This window comes from Gracilibacillus sp. D59, assembly GCF_052246695.1.
Classification (GTDB): Bacteria; Bacillota; Bacilli; order Bacillales; family Amphibacillaceae; genus Gracilibacillus.
Genome location: NZ_JBQQCK010000008.1, coordinates 44,222 through 61,017, shown reverse-complemented (window position 1 = coordinate 61,017; position 16,796 = coordinate 44,222). Strand labels below are relative to the sequence as shown.

Annotated in this window: 16 protein-coding genes and 1 riboswitch; of the genes, 11 read left to right on the top strand and 5 right to left on the bottom strand. The window is 36.0% G+C overall.

Translation table 11 applies throughout. The features are described 5' to 3' along the window. The first annotated feature begins 7 nt into the window (after nt 1-7). The 5 genes from ACTWP4_RS14320 to ACTWP4_RS14300 all read left to right on the top strand — a co-directional run bounded on the left by ACTWP4_RS14320 (nt 8) and on the right by ACTWP4_RS14300 (nt 3,478). Entirely contained in the window at nt 8-469 is a 462-nt protein-coding gene (locus ACTWP4_RS14320) for an SRPBCC domain-containing protein (RefSeq protein ID WP_443129460.1), read from the top strand. 198 nt (nt 470-667) lie between these two features. Then, complete coding sequence (locus ACTWP4_RS14315; protein ID WP_443129459.1) at nt 668-1,171, top strand: DinB family protein; 504 nt, start codon at nt 668-670, stop codon at nt 1,169-1,171. Nucleotides 1,172-1,325: 154 nt separating this feature from the next. Then, entirely contained in the window at nt 1,326-2,063 is a 738-nt protein-coding gene (locus tag ACTWP4_RS14310; RefSeq protein ID WP_443129458.1) for a YqcI/YcgG family protein, read from the top strand. 96 nt (nt 2,064-2,159) lie between these two features. Continuing rightward, a complete protein-coding gene (locus tag ACTWP4_RS14305; protein ID WP_443129457.1) occupies nt 2,160-2,690 on the top strand; it encodes a DinB family protein in 531 nt (176 codons plus the stop codon). Between the two features lie 299 nt (nt 2,691-2,989). Further along, a complete protein-coding gene (locus tag ACTWP4_RS14300) occupies nt 2,990-3,478 on the top strand; it encodes a spore coat protein (RefSeq protein WP_443129456.1) in 489 nt (162 codons plus the stop codon). Between the two features lie 52 nt (nt 3,479-3,530). Here the strand turns inward: ACTWP4_RS14300 and ACTWP4_RS14295 are convergent, their stop codons facing one another. Together ACTWP4_RS14295 and ACTWP4_RS14290 are read right to left on the bottom strand one after the other, a co-directional pair. After that, complete coding sequence (locus ACTWP4_RS14295) at nt 3,531-3,713, bottom strand: hypothetical protein (RefSeq protein ID WP_443129455.1); 183 nt, start codon at nt 3,711-3,713, stop codon at nt 3,531-3,533. Nucleotides 3,714-3,742: 29 nt separating this feature from the next. Beyond that, a complete protein-coding gene (locus tag ACTWP4_RS14290; RefSeq protein WP_443129454.1) occupies nt 3,743-4,441 on the bottom strand; it encodes an NAD(P)H-dependent oxidoreductase in 699 nt (232 codons plus the stop codon). 261 nt (nt 4,442-4,702) lie between these two features. On the opposite strand from ACTWP4_RS14290, the gene ACTWP4_RS14285 reads away from it, so the two are divergent. Further along, the gene (locus ACTWP4_RS14285) at nt 4,703-5,560 is read left to right on the top strand and encodes a methyl-accepting chemotaxis protein (protein ID WP_443129453.1); all 858 of its coding nucleotides are present in this window, start codon (nt 4,703-4,705) and stop codon (nt 5,558-5,560) included. Nucleotides 5,561-5,571: 11 nt separating this feature from the next. After that, complete coding sequence (locus ACTWP4_RS14280) at nt 5,572-7,032, top strand: aldehyde dehydrogenase family protein (RefSeq protein ID WP_443129452.1); 1,461 nt, start codon at nt 5,572-5,574, stop codon at nt 7,030-7,032. 75 nt (nt 7,033-7,107) lie between these two features. Here the strand turns inward: ACTWP4_RS14280 and ACTWP4_RS14275 are convergent, their stop codons facing one another. Then, nucleotides 7,108-7,401 carry a hypothetical protein gene (locus ACTWP4_RS14275; protein ID WP_443129451.1) on the bottom strand — a complete coding sequence of 98 codons (294 nt, stop codon included), beginning with the start codon at nt 7,399-7,401 and terminating at the stop codon, nt 7,108-7,110. A 238-nt stretch (nt 7,402-7,639) separates the two neighbouring features. On the opposite strand from ACTWP4_RS14275, the gene thpD reads away from it, so the two are divergent. Beyond that, the gene (thpD, locus tag ACTWP4_RS14270; protein ID WP_443129450.1) at nt 7,640-8,572 is read left to right on the top strand and encodes an ectoine hydroxylase; all 933 of its coding nucleotides are present in this window, start codon (nt 7,640-7,642) and stop codon (nt 8,570-8,572) included. 164 nt (nt 8,573-8,736) lie between these two features. Here the strand turns inward: thpD and ACTWP4_RS14265 are convergent, their stop codons facing one another. Both ACTWP4_RS14265 and ACTWP4_RS14260 read right to left on the bottom strand, forming a co-directional pair. Beyond that, nucleotides 8,737-10,773: an ABC transporter ATP-binding protein gene (locus ACTWP4_RS14265; RefSeq protein WP_443129449.1), complete on the bottom strand. Its 2,037-nt coding sequence runs from the start codon at nt 10,771-10,773 to the stop codon at nt 8,737-8,739. Beyond that, nucleotides 10,773-12,515 (bottom strand): ABC transporter ATP-binding protein, encoded by a 1,743-nt coding sequence (locus ACTWP4_RS14260; RefSeq protein ID WP_443129448.1) that lies wholly within the window; start codon nt 12,513-12,515, stop codon nt 10,773-10,775. Before ACTWP4_RS14260 ends, ACTWP4_RS14265 begins: the two co-directional genes overlap by 1 nt. A 1,079-nt stretch (nt 12,516-13,594) precedes the next feature. Between ACTWP4_RS14260 and ACTWP4_RS14255 the strand changes: the two genes are divergently transcribed. The 3 genes from ACTWP4_RS14255 to ACTWP4_RS14245 all read left to right on the top strand — a co-directional run bounded on the left by ACTWP4_RS14255 (nt 13,595) and on the right by ACTWP4_RS14245 (nt 16,771). Continuing rightward, entirely contained in the window at nt 13,595-14,362 is a 768-nt protein-coding gene (locus tag ACTWP4_RS14255) for a hypothetical protein (RefSeq protein ID WP_443129447.1), read from the top strand. A gap of 308 nt (nt 14,363-14,670) precedes the next feature. After that, nucleotides 14,671-14,772: riboswitch (purine riboswitch) on the top strand. A 110-nt stretch (nt 14,773-14,882) separates the two neighbouring features. Further along, a complete protein-coding gene (locus ACTWP4_RS14250) occupies nt 14,883-15,473 on the top strand; it encodes a xanthine phosphoribosyltransferase (protein WP_443129446.1) in 591 nt (196 codons plus the stop codon). Then, nucleotides 15,470-16,771, top strand: a complete 1,302-nt coding sequence (locus ACTWP4_RS14245; protein WP_443129445.1) for a nucleobase:cation symporter-2 family protein — start codon at nt 15,470-15,472, stop codon at nt 16,769-16,771. Before ACTWP4_RS14250 ends, ACTWP4_RS14245 begins: the two co-directional genes overlap by 4 nt. Nucleotides 16,772-16,796 lie beyond the last annotated feature (25 nt).

Here is a 16,796-nt window from a genome sequence, read left to right as displayed (position 1 = left end):
TCATAGTATGTCTTTGGATGATGCTGTTAATACCTTTGTTAAGCGTGAGGTTGTAAACTCACGTATTATCAATACTTCACGAGGAAAAGTCTACAAAGCTCTAAGTGAACCAGATTTACTAAAGCAATGGTGGGGGCCTAACGGTTTTAAGAATACATTTCATGTTTTCCAGTTTCAAAAAGGCGGTCTATGGGAGTATACGATGCACGGTCCTGATGGTGTTGCTCATAAAAACAAAAGTGAGTTTTTGGAAATCGATCCAGAAACGCGTATTCTTCTTCGACACCTTGAACCCGATCATGTCTTTTTATTAGAAATTACATTACAAGCTATCGGTAATGATACTAAAATTAATTGGCGCATGATATTTGAGTCAATAGAAGAGTATGAAGAAGCTAAACAATTTGTAAAAGAAATGAATGAGCAAAATTTAGATCGATTGGAAGCTTTAGTTAATGAAATGAATTAAATTAGAGGTTATTAAGGTAGTAAATTTACATTAAGTTGCAAATAATTCATCTCTTTGGTTAATCATGACCGAAGGGGTGTTTTTTTTATGCTTAATTGGAGTGGATTTCAGAAAGAAACATGATATAACAGAACAAATGTTCTATCATGTACTTATGATATCTTTTCTCTATCAAAATATGGATTATGGAGGTATAACATGTATGTAACAATTGTGGACTTTATTAAAGAATGGGAACGGGAAGCAATGCTTACTCAAAAAGTTTTGGAAGGATTGACCGATGAATCACTAAAACAACAAGTTTATCCAGAAGGTCGTACATTAGGAAGGATTGCATGGCACTTTACAATTACTATTCCAGATTATTTAGCTGATTTCGGGTTAGAGATAGACAAAATAGAAAATGCAGAAAGTGTCCCGAATTCGGCAAATGAAATAGTTGAAACTTTCCAAAGTGTAAGTGCTTATGCATCTCAAGTTATCGAACAACAATGGACAGACGAGTCTTTGGAGAAAGTGCAAAATGCATTTGGAAGAGAAGAAACAAATGCTCAAATTCTAATGGGACTAATCAAACACATTGTACATCATCGTGGGCAAGTAACAGTTCTTATGCGTCAAGCAGGAATAAAGCCGTTTGGGGTATATGGACCACCGAAAGAAGATTGGATTCATTTAGGCGTGAAAAATCCACCACTTTAATAATGCGCTAAGTCGTTTATTTTCGAGGAAAATATTGCTTTCTCTTTAATTTTATTTACATTAACATAGTTAGTAATCACCTCCGCATATGCCCATTTTACTTAGACTTTAACCCAAAATTTGTTTTGGTGAATAGGATGTAAGAGGGCGTGAGGTGATTATTTTGAATAAATTGTACGACAAAGACATAGCGAAGTGTAAACGGCTCGACCCGTGGAAAAAAACAGTCCTCGAACAATTTAATGAAAAAATGTCAAATAAAGACCATCCATTTCCTTGCATACCAGCAACGATTGGTTATGCTCTAAATCATTTACGCTTTGGGTTTGTAGGTGACCCAACAGAAGAAAAGACAATTCAAGAGCTAGCTGAATTTTTAAGTATTTACTCGAATGACTCAAGGGAATTCGGTAAGTACACTTCACTGATCATTTTTTATAAAATCTCAGAGGAAATGAAGAAAACATATACAGTTGAACAATATGAACAATTGTTTTGGGAGCATTTAAGTAATCTAAAGACTTACGATAATGAGGGATGGCCAAGGGAAATTCCTTCAGATCCACATCATCACATGTGGGAGTTTAGTTTTCAAGGAGAAAGGTACTTTATGTATTGTGCAACACCATCCCATCATAAAAGAAACAGTAGATCTTTTTCTACATTTATATTAGCCATTACTCCGAGGTGGGTATTTCAAAATTTTAACGAATCTAGACACGCAGAAAAAATAAAACAGCAGGTGAGGCAAAGAATAGAAAATTATGATTCGGTTCCAATTCACCCAGAATTAAAACCATATGGGTCAGATGATAATTTTGAATGGAAGCAATACTTTTTGCGGGATGATAATCAGACTTTATCTAAATGTCCATTTCATTTTAGAGAGTAAATGCTTAGAATGAACCTTCGCATTTACTTTTTTTGTTGATAAGATTATGATGGAAAATATAGTATAAAATCCATATCAGAAAGTGAGGAATATTAAATGAACAGACCAGAAAAAAAGGAATACGCTGACTTTTATGCAAATTACGTAGTGATCGTTCCAGAAGGCAAAATTATAGATATTTTAGAAATGCAAAGAGAAGATGTGTTAAAACGATTTCGAAAATTAACAGAAGCGCAGGCTGATTTTCGTTATGCACCTGGAAAATGGAGTATGAAAGAAGTTATAGGACATTTAGCTGACACAGAACGTTATATGACCTATCGCCTTTTTTGTATAGCTCGTGGGGAAAAAGCACAGTTACCAGGTCACGATCAAGATGAATTTGTCAAAGAAGCAATGTTTGATAGTTACCCCATTACAACGCTCGTAGAAGATTACATATCAGTTCGAAACGCAACTATAAAATTATTAAAAAACCTACGAAATGATGTTTGGTCAAATTGGGGAAATGCGAACGGTTTCCCAGTAACTGTCCGAGCCCTAGCATTTATCATTGCAGGTCATGAACTTCATCATATGAAAATTCTAACTGATCGCTATTTTCAAGATAAAGATTTTCCAGCTTAAAATGTGGTGGACATATCAACAAAGAATAAAGTATAAAAACTCTCCATTCTTAAATAAAATGGAGAGTTTTTACTATATTAAAGCAGGAATCTTTATTTTAAGAAGAAATTGCTATCAGCACAACACTTGACAACGCCATGAAGAATTTGGGTTTCCCAGATCTTCTTAGGTTATCCAATTGATCAAAAATGCTGAACTAGCATGAGTTTTTATGAAAAAGAGTATATAGGAAAAGTACCTAAATCTATTTCTTCACATACACTAGGTAGGAATATTTATTACAAAAGGAGCGATATATAATGGATAACTCTTACCACCAGCAATCACTTGCATGGCACGAAACATTAGAAATTCATGAGTTAGTTGCATTACAATCAGTTGGTTTAATGAAATTAAAAATGGGAATATATCATATTCAGGATCCTACATTGAAAAATATTTATCTGCAAACGATAAAAGAGCTGGAAATGAATTTAAATGAATTGCTACAATTTTATCCTTATGCACCACACCCAGGTTCGTCCGATGAATACCGTGTTTCAGACAGTTTCTATGCAGGGGATTTGTTAGCTTTTGCCAAAACAGCTGTAAGAAGTTACGGAGTTGCCATTACAGAAACAGCTACACCAGCGTTAAGAGCCGTGTTAAAGAAACAAATGAATCTAGCTGTTACCTGTCATGAACGTATCTATACCTATATGTATCAAAACGGACTCTATCCTTCTTATGATTTAGCAAAACTGTTACAACATGATATGACACTTGCAAAAAAAGCATTGTCAATGTAAGACTAAGGAATAAAAAGGTTTAGACGTTTGGTTTTTGCCAAGCGTTTTATTTTCATTCATTCCATTTTCTTGGACTCCAAATCGTTCCTTCCATTTCGCCTTCCATTTGGTCCATTCGCTTGGATTGCTCTTTTATGATATTCTGAGCAGCTTTCATCAGAGTTCGTTGATTGTAATGGTCGCTTTTGTCCAATACATGTTGTAATTGTTGAAGGATCCATTCATTTTCTTCCATTCCTTTTTCTCCTCCTTTTTATAGAATGTTTAATCAAGAAACATATCGTCTAACACCATTTTTAGTTCGTCTATTTTAAATCGGTTTTCTTGAATGCGTTCAATCGCAAACATAATAACTTCTCTATCAGCAGCTTCGAGGTTAGGTTTGGCAATTTGCTGTAGTTGCTCTATTAGCCAATTTTCCCTGTTAGCTAAAGTAATATCGTTATCCATTGTGAGCATCTGCCAATATCTAATTAAGGTGTTCATTTTTTCTTCCTCTTCCATATAAAAAAATTGAAATACGGGTAATGGTCTAAGATAATTCATCCCAAGTTTGTTAGCCATTGCCTGAAATGGCTTAGTGAGTTCACTAATAGTAAATAATTCCTCTCCACCAGCTTGGTATTCTCGTTCGGCTACACCAATCATCAAAATTAAACCAAAATCCTTTCCTGCTAGTGGCTTCTTTCTTGTTCCATACGCAAAACCTTCACCCAAAACCTCATCTTGCCATTTCTTTATAAGAGGTGTTGCACTATACCAATAAAAAGGAAACTGAAAAATAATCCGATCGTGTTGTCTTAATAAATTCTGTTCTTTCGCTACATTAATAGTTCCATTGGGGTATTGATTTTCTAAATGATGAACCGTTATTTCTTCGCGATCTTTTAGGGAACTTAAAAAATACTGTTGACTGCCGGATTCGATAATGTCGGGATGAGATACGATTAATAATGTTGTCACTTTTACTCTCCTTTCTGTTACCTCCATCTACTTTACTTATGTATTCCTTTTATCACGGTGCTAACCGTCTGTAGACCCCCACTTCAAGTAACACAAGAAAGCTCTAAGTGTGGGATAACAGACGCTAACACCTTGATAAGTTTCGCTAATGATCAGTGGGCCACTGATCATAGTCTCACTTTATTATCCAAAAACATTCATTTACTTAATTATTTACAATATTATCCGATATAATAGTGTAGAAGTTAAAGGAGGAATAAAATGGAAGTCAACGTAGAACAGTATCATCCGATATTACAAGCATTTATAAGAGTAGGTCCTTTTCTGCAAACACTCATAAATGACGATATAACTATTGGGATTTATGACGCAGAAAAGTTAATAATTAATTATCCTGCTCAAAATTTTTCTCTTAATGTTCAACCAGGTGATCCGTTAATGGATGGTGACATTGTGACACAAGCAATTAGAGAAAATAAAAATCAAGCAGCTACTGTTCCACCTGAGTTATTTGGTGTTCATTTAATTGCTAGGGCAATCCCCCTACATGATGAAGAAGGTAACGTCATTGGCGGAATCGGAGTTGGACAAAGTATTGCGGATGCACAAAAATTAAATGAAACATCAAGCAATCTTTCAACAGTGATGGATGAGGTGACAAATACAGTGGAAGATATGGCAGCTGCAATTAATACACTTTCCACTGATATTCATCAGGTTTCCGACAGAGCAAATACTGTAAGTAATAGTGCAGAAACGATTGAAAAGATGTCCAATGTTGTGAAAGAAATTGCCGAGCAAAGTAACTTATTAGGACTTAATGCCGCTATAGAGTCTGCTCGTGCTGGTGAGCATGGTAAAGGCTTTGCCGTGGTGGCAGATGAAATTAGAAAAATGGCAAATAACTCAAAAGAACAAGTGAATGAAATTCAATCGATTACGAATGAGATAAAAGATGCTATAGGTAATCTTAATGAACGTATTCAAAATGTGAATTCGCAATCTGACTCACAAGCAGCATCTATTCAAGAATTAACAGCAACAATGGAGGAAGTTAACTCCAATGTTCAAGTGTTAGCAGACCTTGCAGAGAAAAACGTAGCATTAAAGGAAAATTAGGAGGTTTTGTGATGGTAGATCTTAAAACTTTACATAGTCAATATATTGATGGTATTTGGAGAGAAGGAAAGAGTAGCCTTCAAATGGAAAATAAAAACCCTTATAATGGTGAGATATTAGCAATCTATCAAGCAGCAAATAGAGAAGACGTTGATATAGCTTATCAAACAGCTAAGAGAATTCAAAAAGATTGGGAAGCAGTGAATCCAGCTGTCAAACGTGAAATTTTTGAGAAAGCTGTTCTTGTCATAGAAGAAAAACATGAATCTATCGCTCAAATCATTACCAAAGAAATTGGTGGTACTCGGTTAAAGGCTGAATTTGAAATTGGCCTTGTGAAAAATATGTTGAAGGAAGCGGCGACTTTTCCTTTTCGGATGGAAGGAAAAATTCTACCTTCTGTTACGGATGGTAAGGAAAATAGGGTATATCGTGTACCGGTAGGTGTCGTAGGTGTGATCAGCCCGTTTAATTTTCCATTCTTTTTGTCGATGAAATCTGTTGCTCCAGCTTTAGCAGCTGGAAATGGAGTGGTGTTAAAGCCACATGAACATACTGTAATTACTGGTGGAACCATGATTGCGAAAATTTTCGAAGAAGCAGGTTTACCAAAAGGGTTATTAAATGTGGTAACAACGGAGATATCTGAAATCGGCGATGCGTTTGTGGAGCATCCTATTCCGAAATCAATCTCGTTTACGGGATCTACTCAAGTTGGTCGTCATATCGGTAGTGTTGCCGGTAAACATTTAAAAGAAGTACATTTGGAATTAGGAGGCAATAGTGGTTTAATCGTACTTGATGACGCAGATATCGATTTAGCGGTAAGTGCTGCTGTGTTTAGCCGCTTTACACATCAAGGACAAATTTGTATGTCTGCCAATCGTATTATTATTCATGAAGCAGTCTATGATAATTTTGTTGAGAAGTACTTGGCGAAAGTTTCTGAGTTAACTTGTGGAGATCCTAGTGATGAGAAAACAATTATCGGTCCACTTATCAATGAAAAGCAGGTAGCAGCTACTTCCAAACTTATTGAAGCAGGTATTAAAGAAGGTGCAAAGCCTCTAATTAAAGGGGAGATTCGAGGCAATATCGTTGAACCAGTTGTTTTCGGTAATGTTACAAAAGAGATGGAAATTGCTAAGGAAGAAATTTTTGCACCAGTTGTTAGTTTGATTAAAGCTAGTAATGATCAAGAAATAATTGAAATCGTTAATGACACGTCATATGGATTGAGTGGTGCTGTCCACACAGAAAATATCGAAAGAGGAACACAGCTTGCCAAACAAATGGAAACGGGAATGATTCACATTAATGATGGTACCATTAATGATGAACCAAACGTTGCTTTTGGAGGCATGAAAAATTCTGGTGTAGGACGTTTAAACGGGGAATGGAGTTTAGACGCCTTTACAACGACAAAGTGGATTTCGATTCAACATAATCGAAAACAGTTTCCGTATTCCTAGAAGCAAGTATTCTATAACTAGGTATAATACATGGAAAGGAAATATCTGAGATTTAGATGTTTCCTTTCTTTTTTACTAGTTTTCAGGTTTAAGAATAGTCCTTTGCAATGGTACCCCGCCCATACTAATATTTCTTTCAATGAACATATAGTTTTTTCCATCGATAGAAAATATTCCATCCCCTAAGTATGTGACAACTCTACCTTCATTTTCTAGCTTTTTTTGAATAGCTGCGACATATTCACCGTAATCGATGTAACGGTCATCCAAATCAATAATGATGTTTCCTTTTTCATACCCCATTAACCAATTAAATAAGCCGAAAGCTCCTGTAAACAAAATGATTACTAAAACAAAATGAAAGAACATAAATCTTCCTCCTTATTAAAGAGTACGAAGATTTCATTGTATTCGTTTCAAAATGAGGAATAACTATGATAAAAGCTATAAAAAATGGCAAAATATCGTAAGAAGGATGTATTTGAGATGGATTGGTTTTCAGTGCCACACATCCTTTTACAGAGATTATTATCAGAGTTGTTTAGCGAGTGCTAAAAGATTATACTGTAAGCGTAAAATCTAATATCTGACAAGGAGTGATTGAATCATGAAAGATTTATATCCTTCTAGAATCAAAGGTATGCCTTCTATTTTGGAAAGAAAAGATCCGATTATTCACAACTCTACCGAAGCAGACGGTCCTTTAAATCGAAAAGAATTAGATTTTTACGAAGAGAATGGTTATCTATTTATACAAAACTTTTTCTCAGAAGAGGAAGTAAAGGTTCTCCAGCAAGAACTAAACCGAAATATGAATGACAATAAGTCATCCGAAGAACCGTATGTGGTTAGAGAATCAAGTGGGGACGAGATTCGTTCAGTATTTGATGTTCATAACAATGATGAATTTTTCCACAATGTATCTTCATATGATCGTATTGTTGAAATTGCTCAACAATTATTGGGAAGCCAGGTTTACATAAACCAATCTCGAATTAATTTTAAACCTGGCTTTAAAGGAAAAGACTTTTATTGGCATTCTGATTTTGAAACTTGGCATATGGAAGATGGAATGCCAAATATGCGAGCGGTAAGTTGCAGCATTATTTTAACCGACAACTATTCTTACAATGGTCCACTTTTATTAATTCCTGGTTCTCATCGTTATTACGTACAATGTGTTGGAGAAACACCTGATAACCATTTTGAACAGTCCTTGAAAATGCAAAACATTGGTGTACCAGATCATGATAGTATTAATTGGTTATTACAAAAAGGCGGAAGAATAGATAGTGCGACAGGACCTGCGGGATCTGTTTTATTTTTTGAATCTAACACGATGCATGGTTCCAATAGTAATATTTCACCAATGCCACGTAGTAATGTATTCTTTGTCTTTAACAGTATCGAAAATAAATTAGTTGAACCATTTGCTAATATCTCACCAAGACCTGAATTTATCGCGAACCGTACGAACATCAAACCTATTGAGCCTACACATTTTGATATTACGAAGAAGAAAGTGTTATTGCATCAATAATGGATATCTATAAAATAGCCCCGCTAATACGAAACGTGTAGCGGGGCTTACTTCTGGAAATATAATGAATCTTTTAGCGAGATATCTCACTAACTGTACGAAATAGCTCGTGGATAATCCTGTAACATTTTTTAATCATGGTGTGCTAATCAGCCACTTCCTTATTATACTGCTGGAACTTTGTTGCTAGCTCCTTGCTGCATCTTATACATTTGATGATAGCTACCATATTGTTGCAGCAGTTCTTGGTGTGTTCCTTTTTCAATGATTTGTCCTCGTTCTAGCACAATGATCTGATTTGCATGTTGAATAGTAGATAATCGGTGTGCGATTACTAGCATTGTTCGACCTTTTGCTAGCACTTTCATTGCCTCTTGGATCAGACCTTCTGTTTCGGTGTCGATATTAGCAGTAGCTTCATCTAAAATTAAAATCGCAGGATCAAAAGCTAATGCTCGAGCAAACGACAGTAGCTGACGTTGTCCGGTAGAAAATTGACTGCCATTTTCCCCGACAGGCTCATCATATTGTTTTGGTAACTTTTCAATAAATTTATCAGCTCCTACTGCTTTTAGTGAGGCAATTGCCTTTTCCCTCGAAATAGCAGGATCATTCAACGTAATATTGGATAGTACTGTTCCTGTAAAAATAAATGGATCTTGAAGTACAATTCCGATATGGTGGCGAACCTGTTGGCGAGTAAGAGTTGATGTATCGATTCCATCTATTTTGATCGTACCTTTCTGGGGGTCATAGAATCGAAATAATAAATTCATAATGGAACTTTTACCTGAACCGGTATGACCGACAAATGCCGCGGTTTGCCCTGGTTTTACGTGAAAGTTGACATCTTTCAAAATATAGTCATCTTTTTCATAAGCAAAGCTTACATTGTCAAAAAGCACATCACCTTGGATTCGTTTCATCTCTAGTTTTTCGATTTTTTCACCTTTCTCTTCTAACAATTCAAAAACTCTGGCACCAGCCACTCTTGCCTGTTCTAGTTGTGGTAGCTGGTTTACGATTTGCGTCACAGGTTCAAACAAGCGGGTGAGATAATCTACGAATGCATATAAAACACCAGCCGTTATGATACTTTCCCCTGATAAAGCATTAGAACCAAAAAACCAGATAAAACCGACGAAAGCAACTCCACGTAGTGCATTAACTAAATTGAAAGAAGTTAAAGCGGATAGAACGATCATTTTCTTCTGAAATATATAATGACGCGTATTTAATTGTTCAAATTCACCCTGTGTTTCCTTTGTTCTGCGAAACGCTTGAATAATTGGCATTCCCTGGATCGATTCGTTGATCGAGGCATTAATCTCACTATTGGTGGAGCGAATAACTCGATTATATTTTCCAGCGTATCTCTTAAAAAACTTCATCCATACAAACAAAAGCGGTACCAGAATTAAACAGACAGCTGCTAATGTCGTGTTCAGTAAGAAGAGGGCGATGAAGATACCTGTCATATATATAAATCCATTTACAAAGGTTTCTAACACCTTTACATATAATTCTTTGATCGCTTCTGTGTCATTGGTAACTCTTGCTACGATCTTTCCAGCAGGTCTTTTAACAAAATAATTCATCGGCAGTTCTTCCACTCGCTCGAATACGTCATTTCGCATTCGTTGAATTATTTTATTGGCAGATACCTGTAATAAATATGTTTTCAAATATTGAAAGACAGAAGCAATTAAAATCAGTCCTAAATATAACCCAAGCAATAAGACGATTGGATGTATTTCAGGTTGGAAGAAGACATAAAGGTCACCAACTTTTAATTTCTCACCATTTACTTGCTCGGTCGTATTGTTATAACTGATCGTGATGGAATCACCATTTACAGATTGGACCGAACTATTGGGCGGAACTTCCCTATCAATTAAATAATAATTTTTTTCGGATTGTAAAAGGGTACGATGATCAATAATGTGATCTTCTTCTGTCAGGCGATCAGCTCTTTTTAGAAAGGATCCGTTTAATTCAACAGTATCTGCGTCATTTTTCTCCTCCACTTGGACCCAATTAGTTTGAATACCGACAATATGATTATCAATTATCTTTTTGGCAATAAAAGGTCCGGTAAGTTCTAATCCAACTGCAACGATCAAACAAAGCAGTCCGATTATAATAAACTTTTTACTTGTTAGCGCATATTGAAATAATCTCTTTTCTGTAGAAGGATTCATTATTTCACCTCGCTTTCCATTTGTTGAATATTGAATTGGTCTTTATACCATCCATCATGTTGCATTAATTCCTCATGTGTACCACGCTCCACTATCTGTCCATCTTCTAAAACAATAATTTGATCAGCGTGTTTAACTGCAGAAAGTCTGTGCGCAGCTATTAAGGTTGTTTTACCTTGGCGTTCTTTTCTTAGATGTGAAATGATATTTGCCTCCGTTTTACCGTCTACAGCGGACAAGGAGTCATCTAAAATTAGAATTTCAGGATCCATAAGTAACGCTCTAGCTAATGATACTCTTTGTTTTTGACCACCAGATAAAGTAACACCGCTTTCGCCAACTAGTGTATTTAATCCTCCTGGGAGCGCCTCAATATCTTCTTTTAAAGATGCAGAATCCAAGATGTGATTGATTTCTTCAATGGATTTCTCCCCACATCCAAATAAAAGGTTCTCTTTTACTGTTTTAGAGAAAAGCACATGCTCTTGTGGAACATAGCCGATCCAGCTTCGTGTGGTATCCAATCTAAAACGATCGATCGGAACATCATTAATGGTGAGCTTTCCTTTTGGTGGCACATACTCTCTTAGTAATTGTTTAAAAAGTGTAGTCTTTCCCGCACCTGTCTTGCCGACAATTCCGATTGTTTCCCCTCTGTGTATCACAAGATCAATGGCATTTAATTGCTTTCCAACAGCTTCAGGGTACGAGAATTCTACACTTTGGAAATGAATGACCTCGGGCACTTTAACGGATACAGGTTTTGGTGGATCTTGAACATCTGATTGCTGTGTAAGTACAGTATCTACACGATCGATCGATGCATTACCACGCTGCATCACATTAATTAATTCCCCAATTGCAAACATGGGCCAGATCAGCATCCCTAAATACACATTAAAAGCTACAAGGTCCCCAAGTGAAATCTGGTTTTCAAACACCATTAAAGCCCCATAACCTAACCCAATCGTATAGGAAATTCCCACTAACACTTTGATGGTAGGTTCAAAGAAAGCCTCCATTTTGGCAACTGCTTTATTTTTTTGAAACACATCTTCTGTCATCGAAGAAAATCGCTCTAAATCGTATTTTTCTTGGACAAAAGCCCGAGTTACTCGGACACCACGTACCGACTCTAGAGTATAATTGTTTAGATCACTAAATGCAGATTGTGCACCAGTAAAACGCGCATGAATGATTTTTCCATACTTATGAACGATAAAAGCCATAATTGGCATGGGAATTAAGGCGGCAAGAGTCAACTGCCAGCTAATCGTAAAGCCCATCATCAGGATAATGAATAACATAAATACGGTAGAATCAACTAAAGTGAGAATACCGAAACCGGCAGTCATCATAATCGCCTTTAAATCATTGGTAGAACGTGCCATTAAGTCTCCAGTTCGATTGTTACTATAAAATCTTGGACTCATCTTGAGAAAATGGCTCATTAAATTGGTACGCATTTTTCTTTCCAACAATAAGGAACCTCCAAATAGGTTGTAATCCCAAAGAAACATAATCGCATAACTGATGATAATTAAACTAATGAAAATAACGATGATCTCAGTTAATCGGGCTGCAGTCAGCTCATTGTATTGAATGGCATCAATCGTCATCCCTACTAGTTTGGGAGGGATTAAGTCGATAAAACTAACGATTATTAATGCAGTAATCGCAATCGTATATCGCATCCATTGTTCTTTAAAAAACCAAGATAACTTGTTAAAAACGGAAAACATTTTTTCTATCTCCTTTCTGCTGTAAACATCTCTTGTTTAGGTGCTGCTATCCGCCGTCCATCCTTTTTATTTCGTTTGCTAATAGGTGAAACTCGATTTGTAGCATCTTTTTTCCTCCTTTTTCTTACTAATTTTGCATTGATTACAAATAAAAAAGCGTATACGTTCATGACGTATACGCTGAAAAAGAATACACTTTTAGCGATTTATGCTGCTATTTTAAAATGGCAACAAAAAAGAATCACGAACGAATCCGTGATTCTCCCATTATTATTATCGCATTCTGGCAATAAATATTACATGCTAGTAGTATTTGATTCGAAGGAAGTCACGGCATTATCAATATTAAATTGTTGTGAAATAACAAGGTTAAAGTTCATATGTCTAGTATTCATTTTTGCCGCACCTCCTTTTGTTTTATTTTTTCAATGCTCAATAATTATATATTCAAAAAATTTAGACGTCAATAGAATTTACGAAATATTTTCCATTTTAAGAAAAAAACTAAAAATAATCTTCAAATAATCCGCCTCGACAAAAAAATTCTCAATTGTATTGACTGAATTGATTTTTATTGATCTTATATTTGGTATTAATCCAACTTTTGTTGCAAACTTTTTTCTTGATTACAAGGAGGGAATGGTTTGTTTGTCGGTTACTTTTGCAGTTGAATTGAATCCTATTATGATAAGCCATACTGCCATGACCATTTCGCACAGCAAGTGGCATCATAAAAATCGAAAATGTTGGTCCGAACAGGGCAAAAACACCTGTCATTAAGTATATTATGTCTGCAATAAAACCCCAGCCCGATAGCCATTTTGGTGTAATTGATAATAGAGCATTAGGGCACCTACGCTAAATATAATCGGTGAAATGGATTGAATCTGTTCACCTGAATCTAATAAAATATTACTCATGCTCTGAAAGCTGATATCGTCGAGAGAAGCTACATTTACATATTAGGAGTGATAGGCTTTTTATAGTTATTAGATTGTCTAGCTTTATTCGTCAGTATGCTAGTAATGGAGTATAATTGTAATAAAGTGCGGGAGCGTTATCATTAAAGTGGAAAGTAGGTGAATCGAAGGATGCAAGCTCCTGATAATATTCTGCGTATTTGGCGCGAATTTGACCGTTTCCCCATGGAAACCTTTACGAAAATGTGGTATTTTCACCAAGATACTGAAAAGAAGCAGCGAGATGTTGCTCAGATGAAGGAGCACTATCAACAATACGGAATTACAGGAAATTGTTTTGATCTTGCGATATGGTTAATAGATGTATTAAAAAAAGAGGGAATTATTGCATATCCGATTGGTCATGGTTTGCATAGTGAAGAGGCACATGCTGCGGTTATTGCATTAGATGAAAAAGGGAATAGATATTTGTGTGATTTAGGTGATCAATGGATTCAGCCAGTATTAATTGAAACACAACATGAAGACTATACGACTGAATGGTTAACTGGTTTTTTTCCGGCTGCTAATGTCCAGGTCTGTTCCTCAGAAAAGCAAATTAAAATCAGATATCTAAGACCAAACGGGAAAATTTCGTGTCAACTCTATGATCCTCAACCAGTTAACATGGAGGAATTTTTACATGCTGCTGAATTATCACAAACAACGATCGACCCAAAGCCTTTATTTGAATGCAGAGTTCCCTATAAAACTGAGATAGCTCACTGGGAATTTAATGATTGGGAAGCATTTCTAAGTGCAAGTGATGGGTTATTTAGCGAACCATCTTATAACAGTATAGAACAGTGGGCCACTAGAATTAATGAAGTTTCAGGGTATGATCAACAGTTTTTGCTAACTACACTAAAATGGTACCAAAAGTATTAAAAAAGCAAAACGAAAAGAGATGTAAGTATTGGGTAGCAGATCTGGCAACATCGTTAACGGAGTATGGACTTGACGATGAGTATCACCTTATCGTTAATCCAGTGGCTTTGGCTGATGGTAAGAGGCTATAAACAATTCTGTAACATATACGCCTCTAAGTGTTCCAATCAGGCAACATGTTGCTATGTTATCAAAATAGTTGAATCACGAATATTATCAGTGAAATAATGAAAATAATTCGTTATTTGATCAAGAAATCCAAAAAACATCTTGAAAACAAGCTATAACGTGTTACAATATAGAAACAACATTTTTATATAATATTCACTCGTATAATCGTAGGGATATGGCCTACAAGTTTCTACCGGATTACCGTAAATGATCCGACTATGAGTGAGCGATGAACGTTATGGCTTATTGAAAAATATCCCAATAACGAACAATACCCAAAGATCATTGCTCATCTCATATGGTGAGTATCGATCTTTGGGTTTTTTATTTTTCAAAAGGGGTGACGATCATGGAAAAACTACAACAGACCATAATCGAAGAAGGGGTTGCACTTTCAGATACGGTGTTAAAAGTGGATAAATTTCTTAATCATCAAATTGATCCACAACTAATGCATGAGATTGGTAAAGAATTTGTGGAACGATTTGAAAATAAAAAGATAACCAAAATCGTTACACTAGAATCATCCGGTATAGCTCCTGCTGTTATGGCGGGATTAATCCTAGATGTTCCTGTTGTTTTTGCCCGCAAGAAAAAATCTCTAACTTTAAAGGACGGATTGATCACTTCTACGGTTTATTCTTATACCAAACAGGAAACAAACGACATATCGATTGCAGAAAAATTTCTAAGCGAAGAAGATCATGTATTAATCATTGATGATTTTCTTGCCAATGGACAAGCGGCATTAGCTTTAATTGATATCGTAGAAAAAACAAATGCACAGGTAGCAGGTATTGGAATTGTGATTGAAAAGGCATTTCAAGACGGTGGAGATATACTACGCAACAAAGGTTATCAGATAGAGTCGTTAGCACGCATAAAATCTCTGGAAAATGAAACGATTAAATTTATCAACGAGAAGGAGTATGCACAATGAAATTAACAAAAAGTAAAATAGCATCATTAGGTTTACAGCATGTGTTAGCAATGTATGCAGGCGCAGTAATTGTCCCACTGATCGTAGGAGCGAGCATCGGTCTTACAAATGAGCAGCTCACTTACTTGATTTCAATTGATATTTTAATGTGTGGGGTAGCTAGTATTCTACAAGTATGGAAAAATAAATTTACAGGGATTGGCTTACCTGTTGTTTTAGGTTGTACGTTTACAGCAGTTGGTCCAATCATTGCCATTGGGAATCAATATGGCATTACGTCTATTTATGGATCGATTCTCGTATCAGGTTTAGTAGTCGTATTGATTGCGAAATTCTTTAGTAAGTTGATTAAGTTCTTCCCGCCAGTTGTGACCGGCTCTGTGGTTACGATTATCGGGATTACGTTGATTCCAGTAGCCATGAATGATTTGGCTGGGGGACAGGGAAGTGCAGATTTTGGCAGTTACACGAATTTAGGATTAGGTTTTGGAACGCTACTTGTCATTTTGTTAATTTTCCGTTTTGGTAAAGGCTTTGTTCAAGCAATTGCTATCTTACTTGGTATTTTACTAGGAACAGTAACGGCCTACTTTATGGGGATGGTTGATTTAAGTCCCGTAGCGGAAAGTACATGGGTGCATTTGCCAACTCCGTTCCATTTTGGAACACCGGAGTTTCATTTGACACCTATTTTGACGATGACGTTAGTAGCAATTGTCAGTCTGGTAGAATCAACAGGAGTATATTTTGCCTTAGGTGATATTTGTGATAAAAAAATTGAAGATAAAGATCTGGAAAAAGGTTATCGAGCAGAGGGGATAGCAATTATATTAGGTGGTATTTTTAACTCTTTCCCGTATACCACCTTTTCTCAAAATGTCGGCTTGATTCAACTATCCGGGGTACGAACGAATAATGTTATTTACACGGCTGGAGTTATGTTAGTTTTATTAGGTCTTGTACCCAAAATTGGAGCATTAACGTTGATTATTCCGAGCGCAGTATTAGGTGGAGCAATGGTTGCGATGTTTGGAATGGTAATTGCTTACGGGATTAAAATGTTAAGTAATGTTGACTTCTCATCACAAGAAAATTTATTAATTGTAGCATGTTCGGTGGGAATGGGATTAGGTGTAACGGTTGTGCCAGAAGTCTTTGCAGGACTGCCAGCAAGTTTAAAGATATTAACGGAAAGTGGAATTGTAATTGGAAGTTTAACAGCGATTTGTTTAAATGTTATCTTTAATTTTAGAAAGAAAGATCAATCGAAGATGACAGATTCAGAAAAAGCAGCTTAATAAAAAAGCCAGCATACAAGTAAGG

Coding starts and splice junctions, on each gene's coding strand:
- ACTWP4_RS14320 (WP_443129460.1), top strand. CDS start 8: ATGTCTTTGGATGATGCTGTTAATACCTTTGTTAAGCGTGAGGTTGTA.
- thpD (WP_443129450.1), top strand. CDS start 7,640: ATGAAAGATTTATATCCTTCTAGAATCAAAGGTATGCCTTCTATTTTG.
- ACTWP4_RS14315 (WP_443129459.1), top strand. CDS start 668: ATGTATGTAACAATTGTGGACTTTATTAAAGAATGGGAACGGGAAGCA.
- ACTWP4_RS14300 (WP_443129456.1), top strand. CDS start 2,990: ATGGATAACTCTTACCACCAGCAATCACTTGCATGGCACGAAACATTA.
- ACTWP4_RS14260 (WP_443129448.1), bottom strand. CDS start 12,515: ATGTTTTCCGTTTTTAACAAGTTATCTTGGTTTTTTAAAGAACAATGG.
- ACTWP4_RS14295 (WP_443129455.1), bottom strand. CDS start 3,713: ATGGAAGAAAATGAATGGATCCTTCAACAATTACAACATGTATTGGAC.
- ACTWP4_RS14275 (WP_443129451.1), bottom strand. CDS start 7,401: ATGTTCTTTCATTTTGTTTTAGTAATCATTTTGTTTACAGGAGCTTTC.
- ACTWP4_RS14285 (WP_443129453.1), top strand. CDS start 4,703: ATGGAAGTCAACGTAGAACAGTATCATCCGATATTACAAGCATTTATA.
- ACTWP4_RS14280 (WP_443129452.1), top strand. CDS start 5,572: ATGGTAGATCTTAAAACTTTACATAGTCAATATATTGATGGTATTTGG.
- ACTWP4_RS14250 (WP_443129446.1), top strand. CDS start 14,883: ATGGAAAAACTACAACAGACCATAATCGAAGAAGGGGTTGCACTTTCA.
- ACTWP4_RS14265 (WP_443129449.1), bottom strand. CDS start 10,773: ATGAATCCTTCTACAGAAAAGAGATTATTTCAATATGCGCTAACAAGT.
- ACTWP4_RS14305 (WP_443129457.1), top strand. CDS start 2,160: ATGAACAGACCAGAAAAAAAGGAATACGCTGACTTTTATGCAAATTAC.
- ACTWP4_RS14245 (WP_443129445.1), top strand. CDS start 15,470: ATGAAATTAACAAAAAGTAAAATAGCATCATTAGGTTTACAGCATGTG.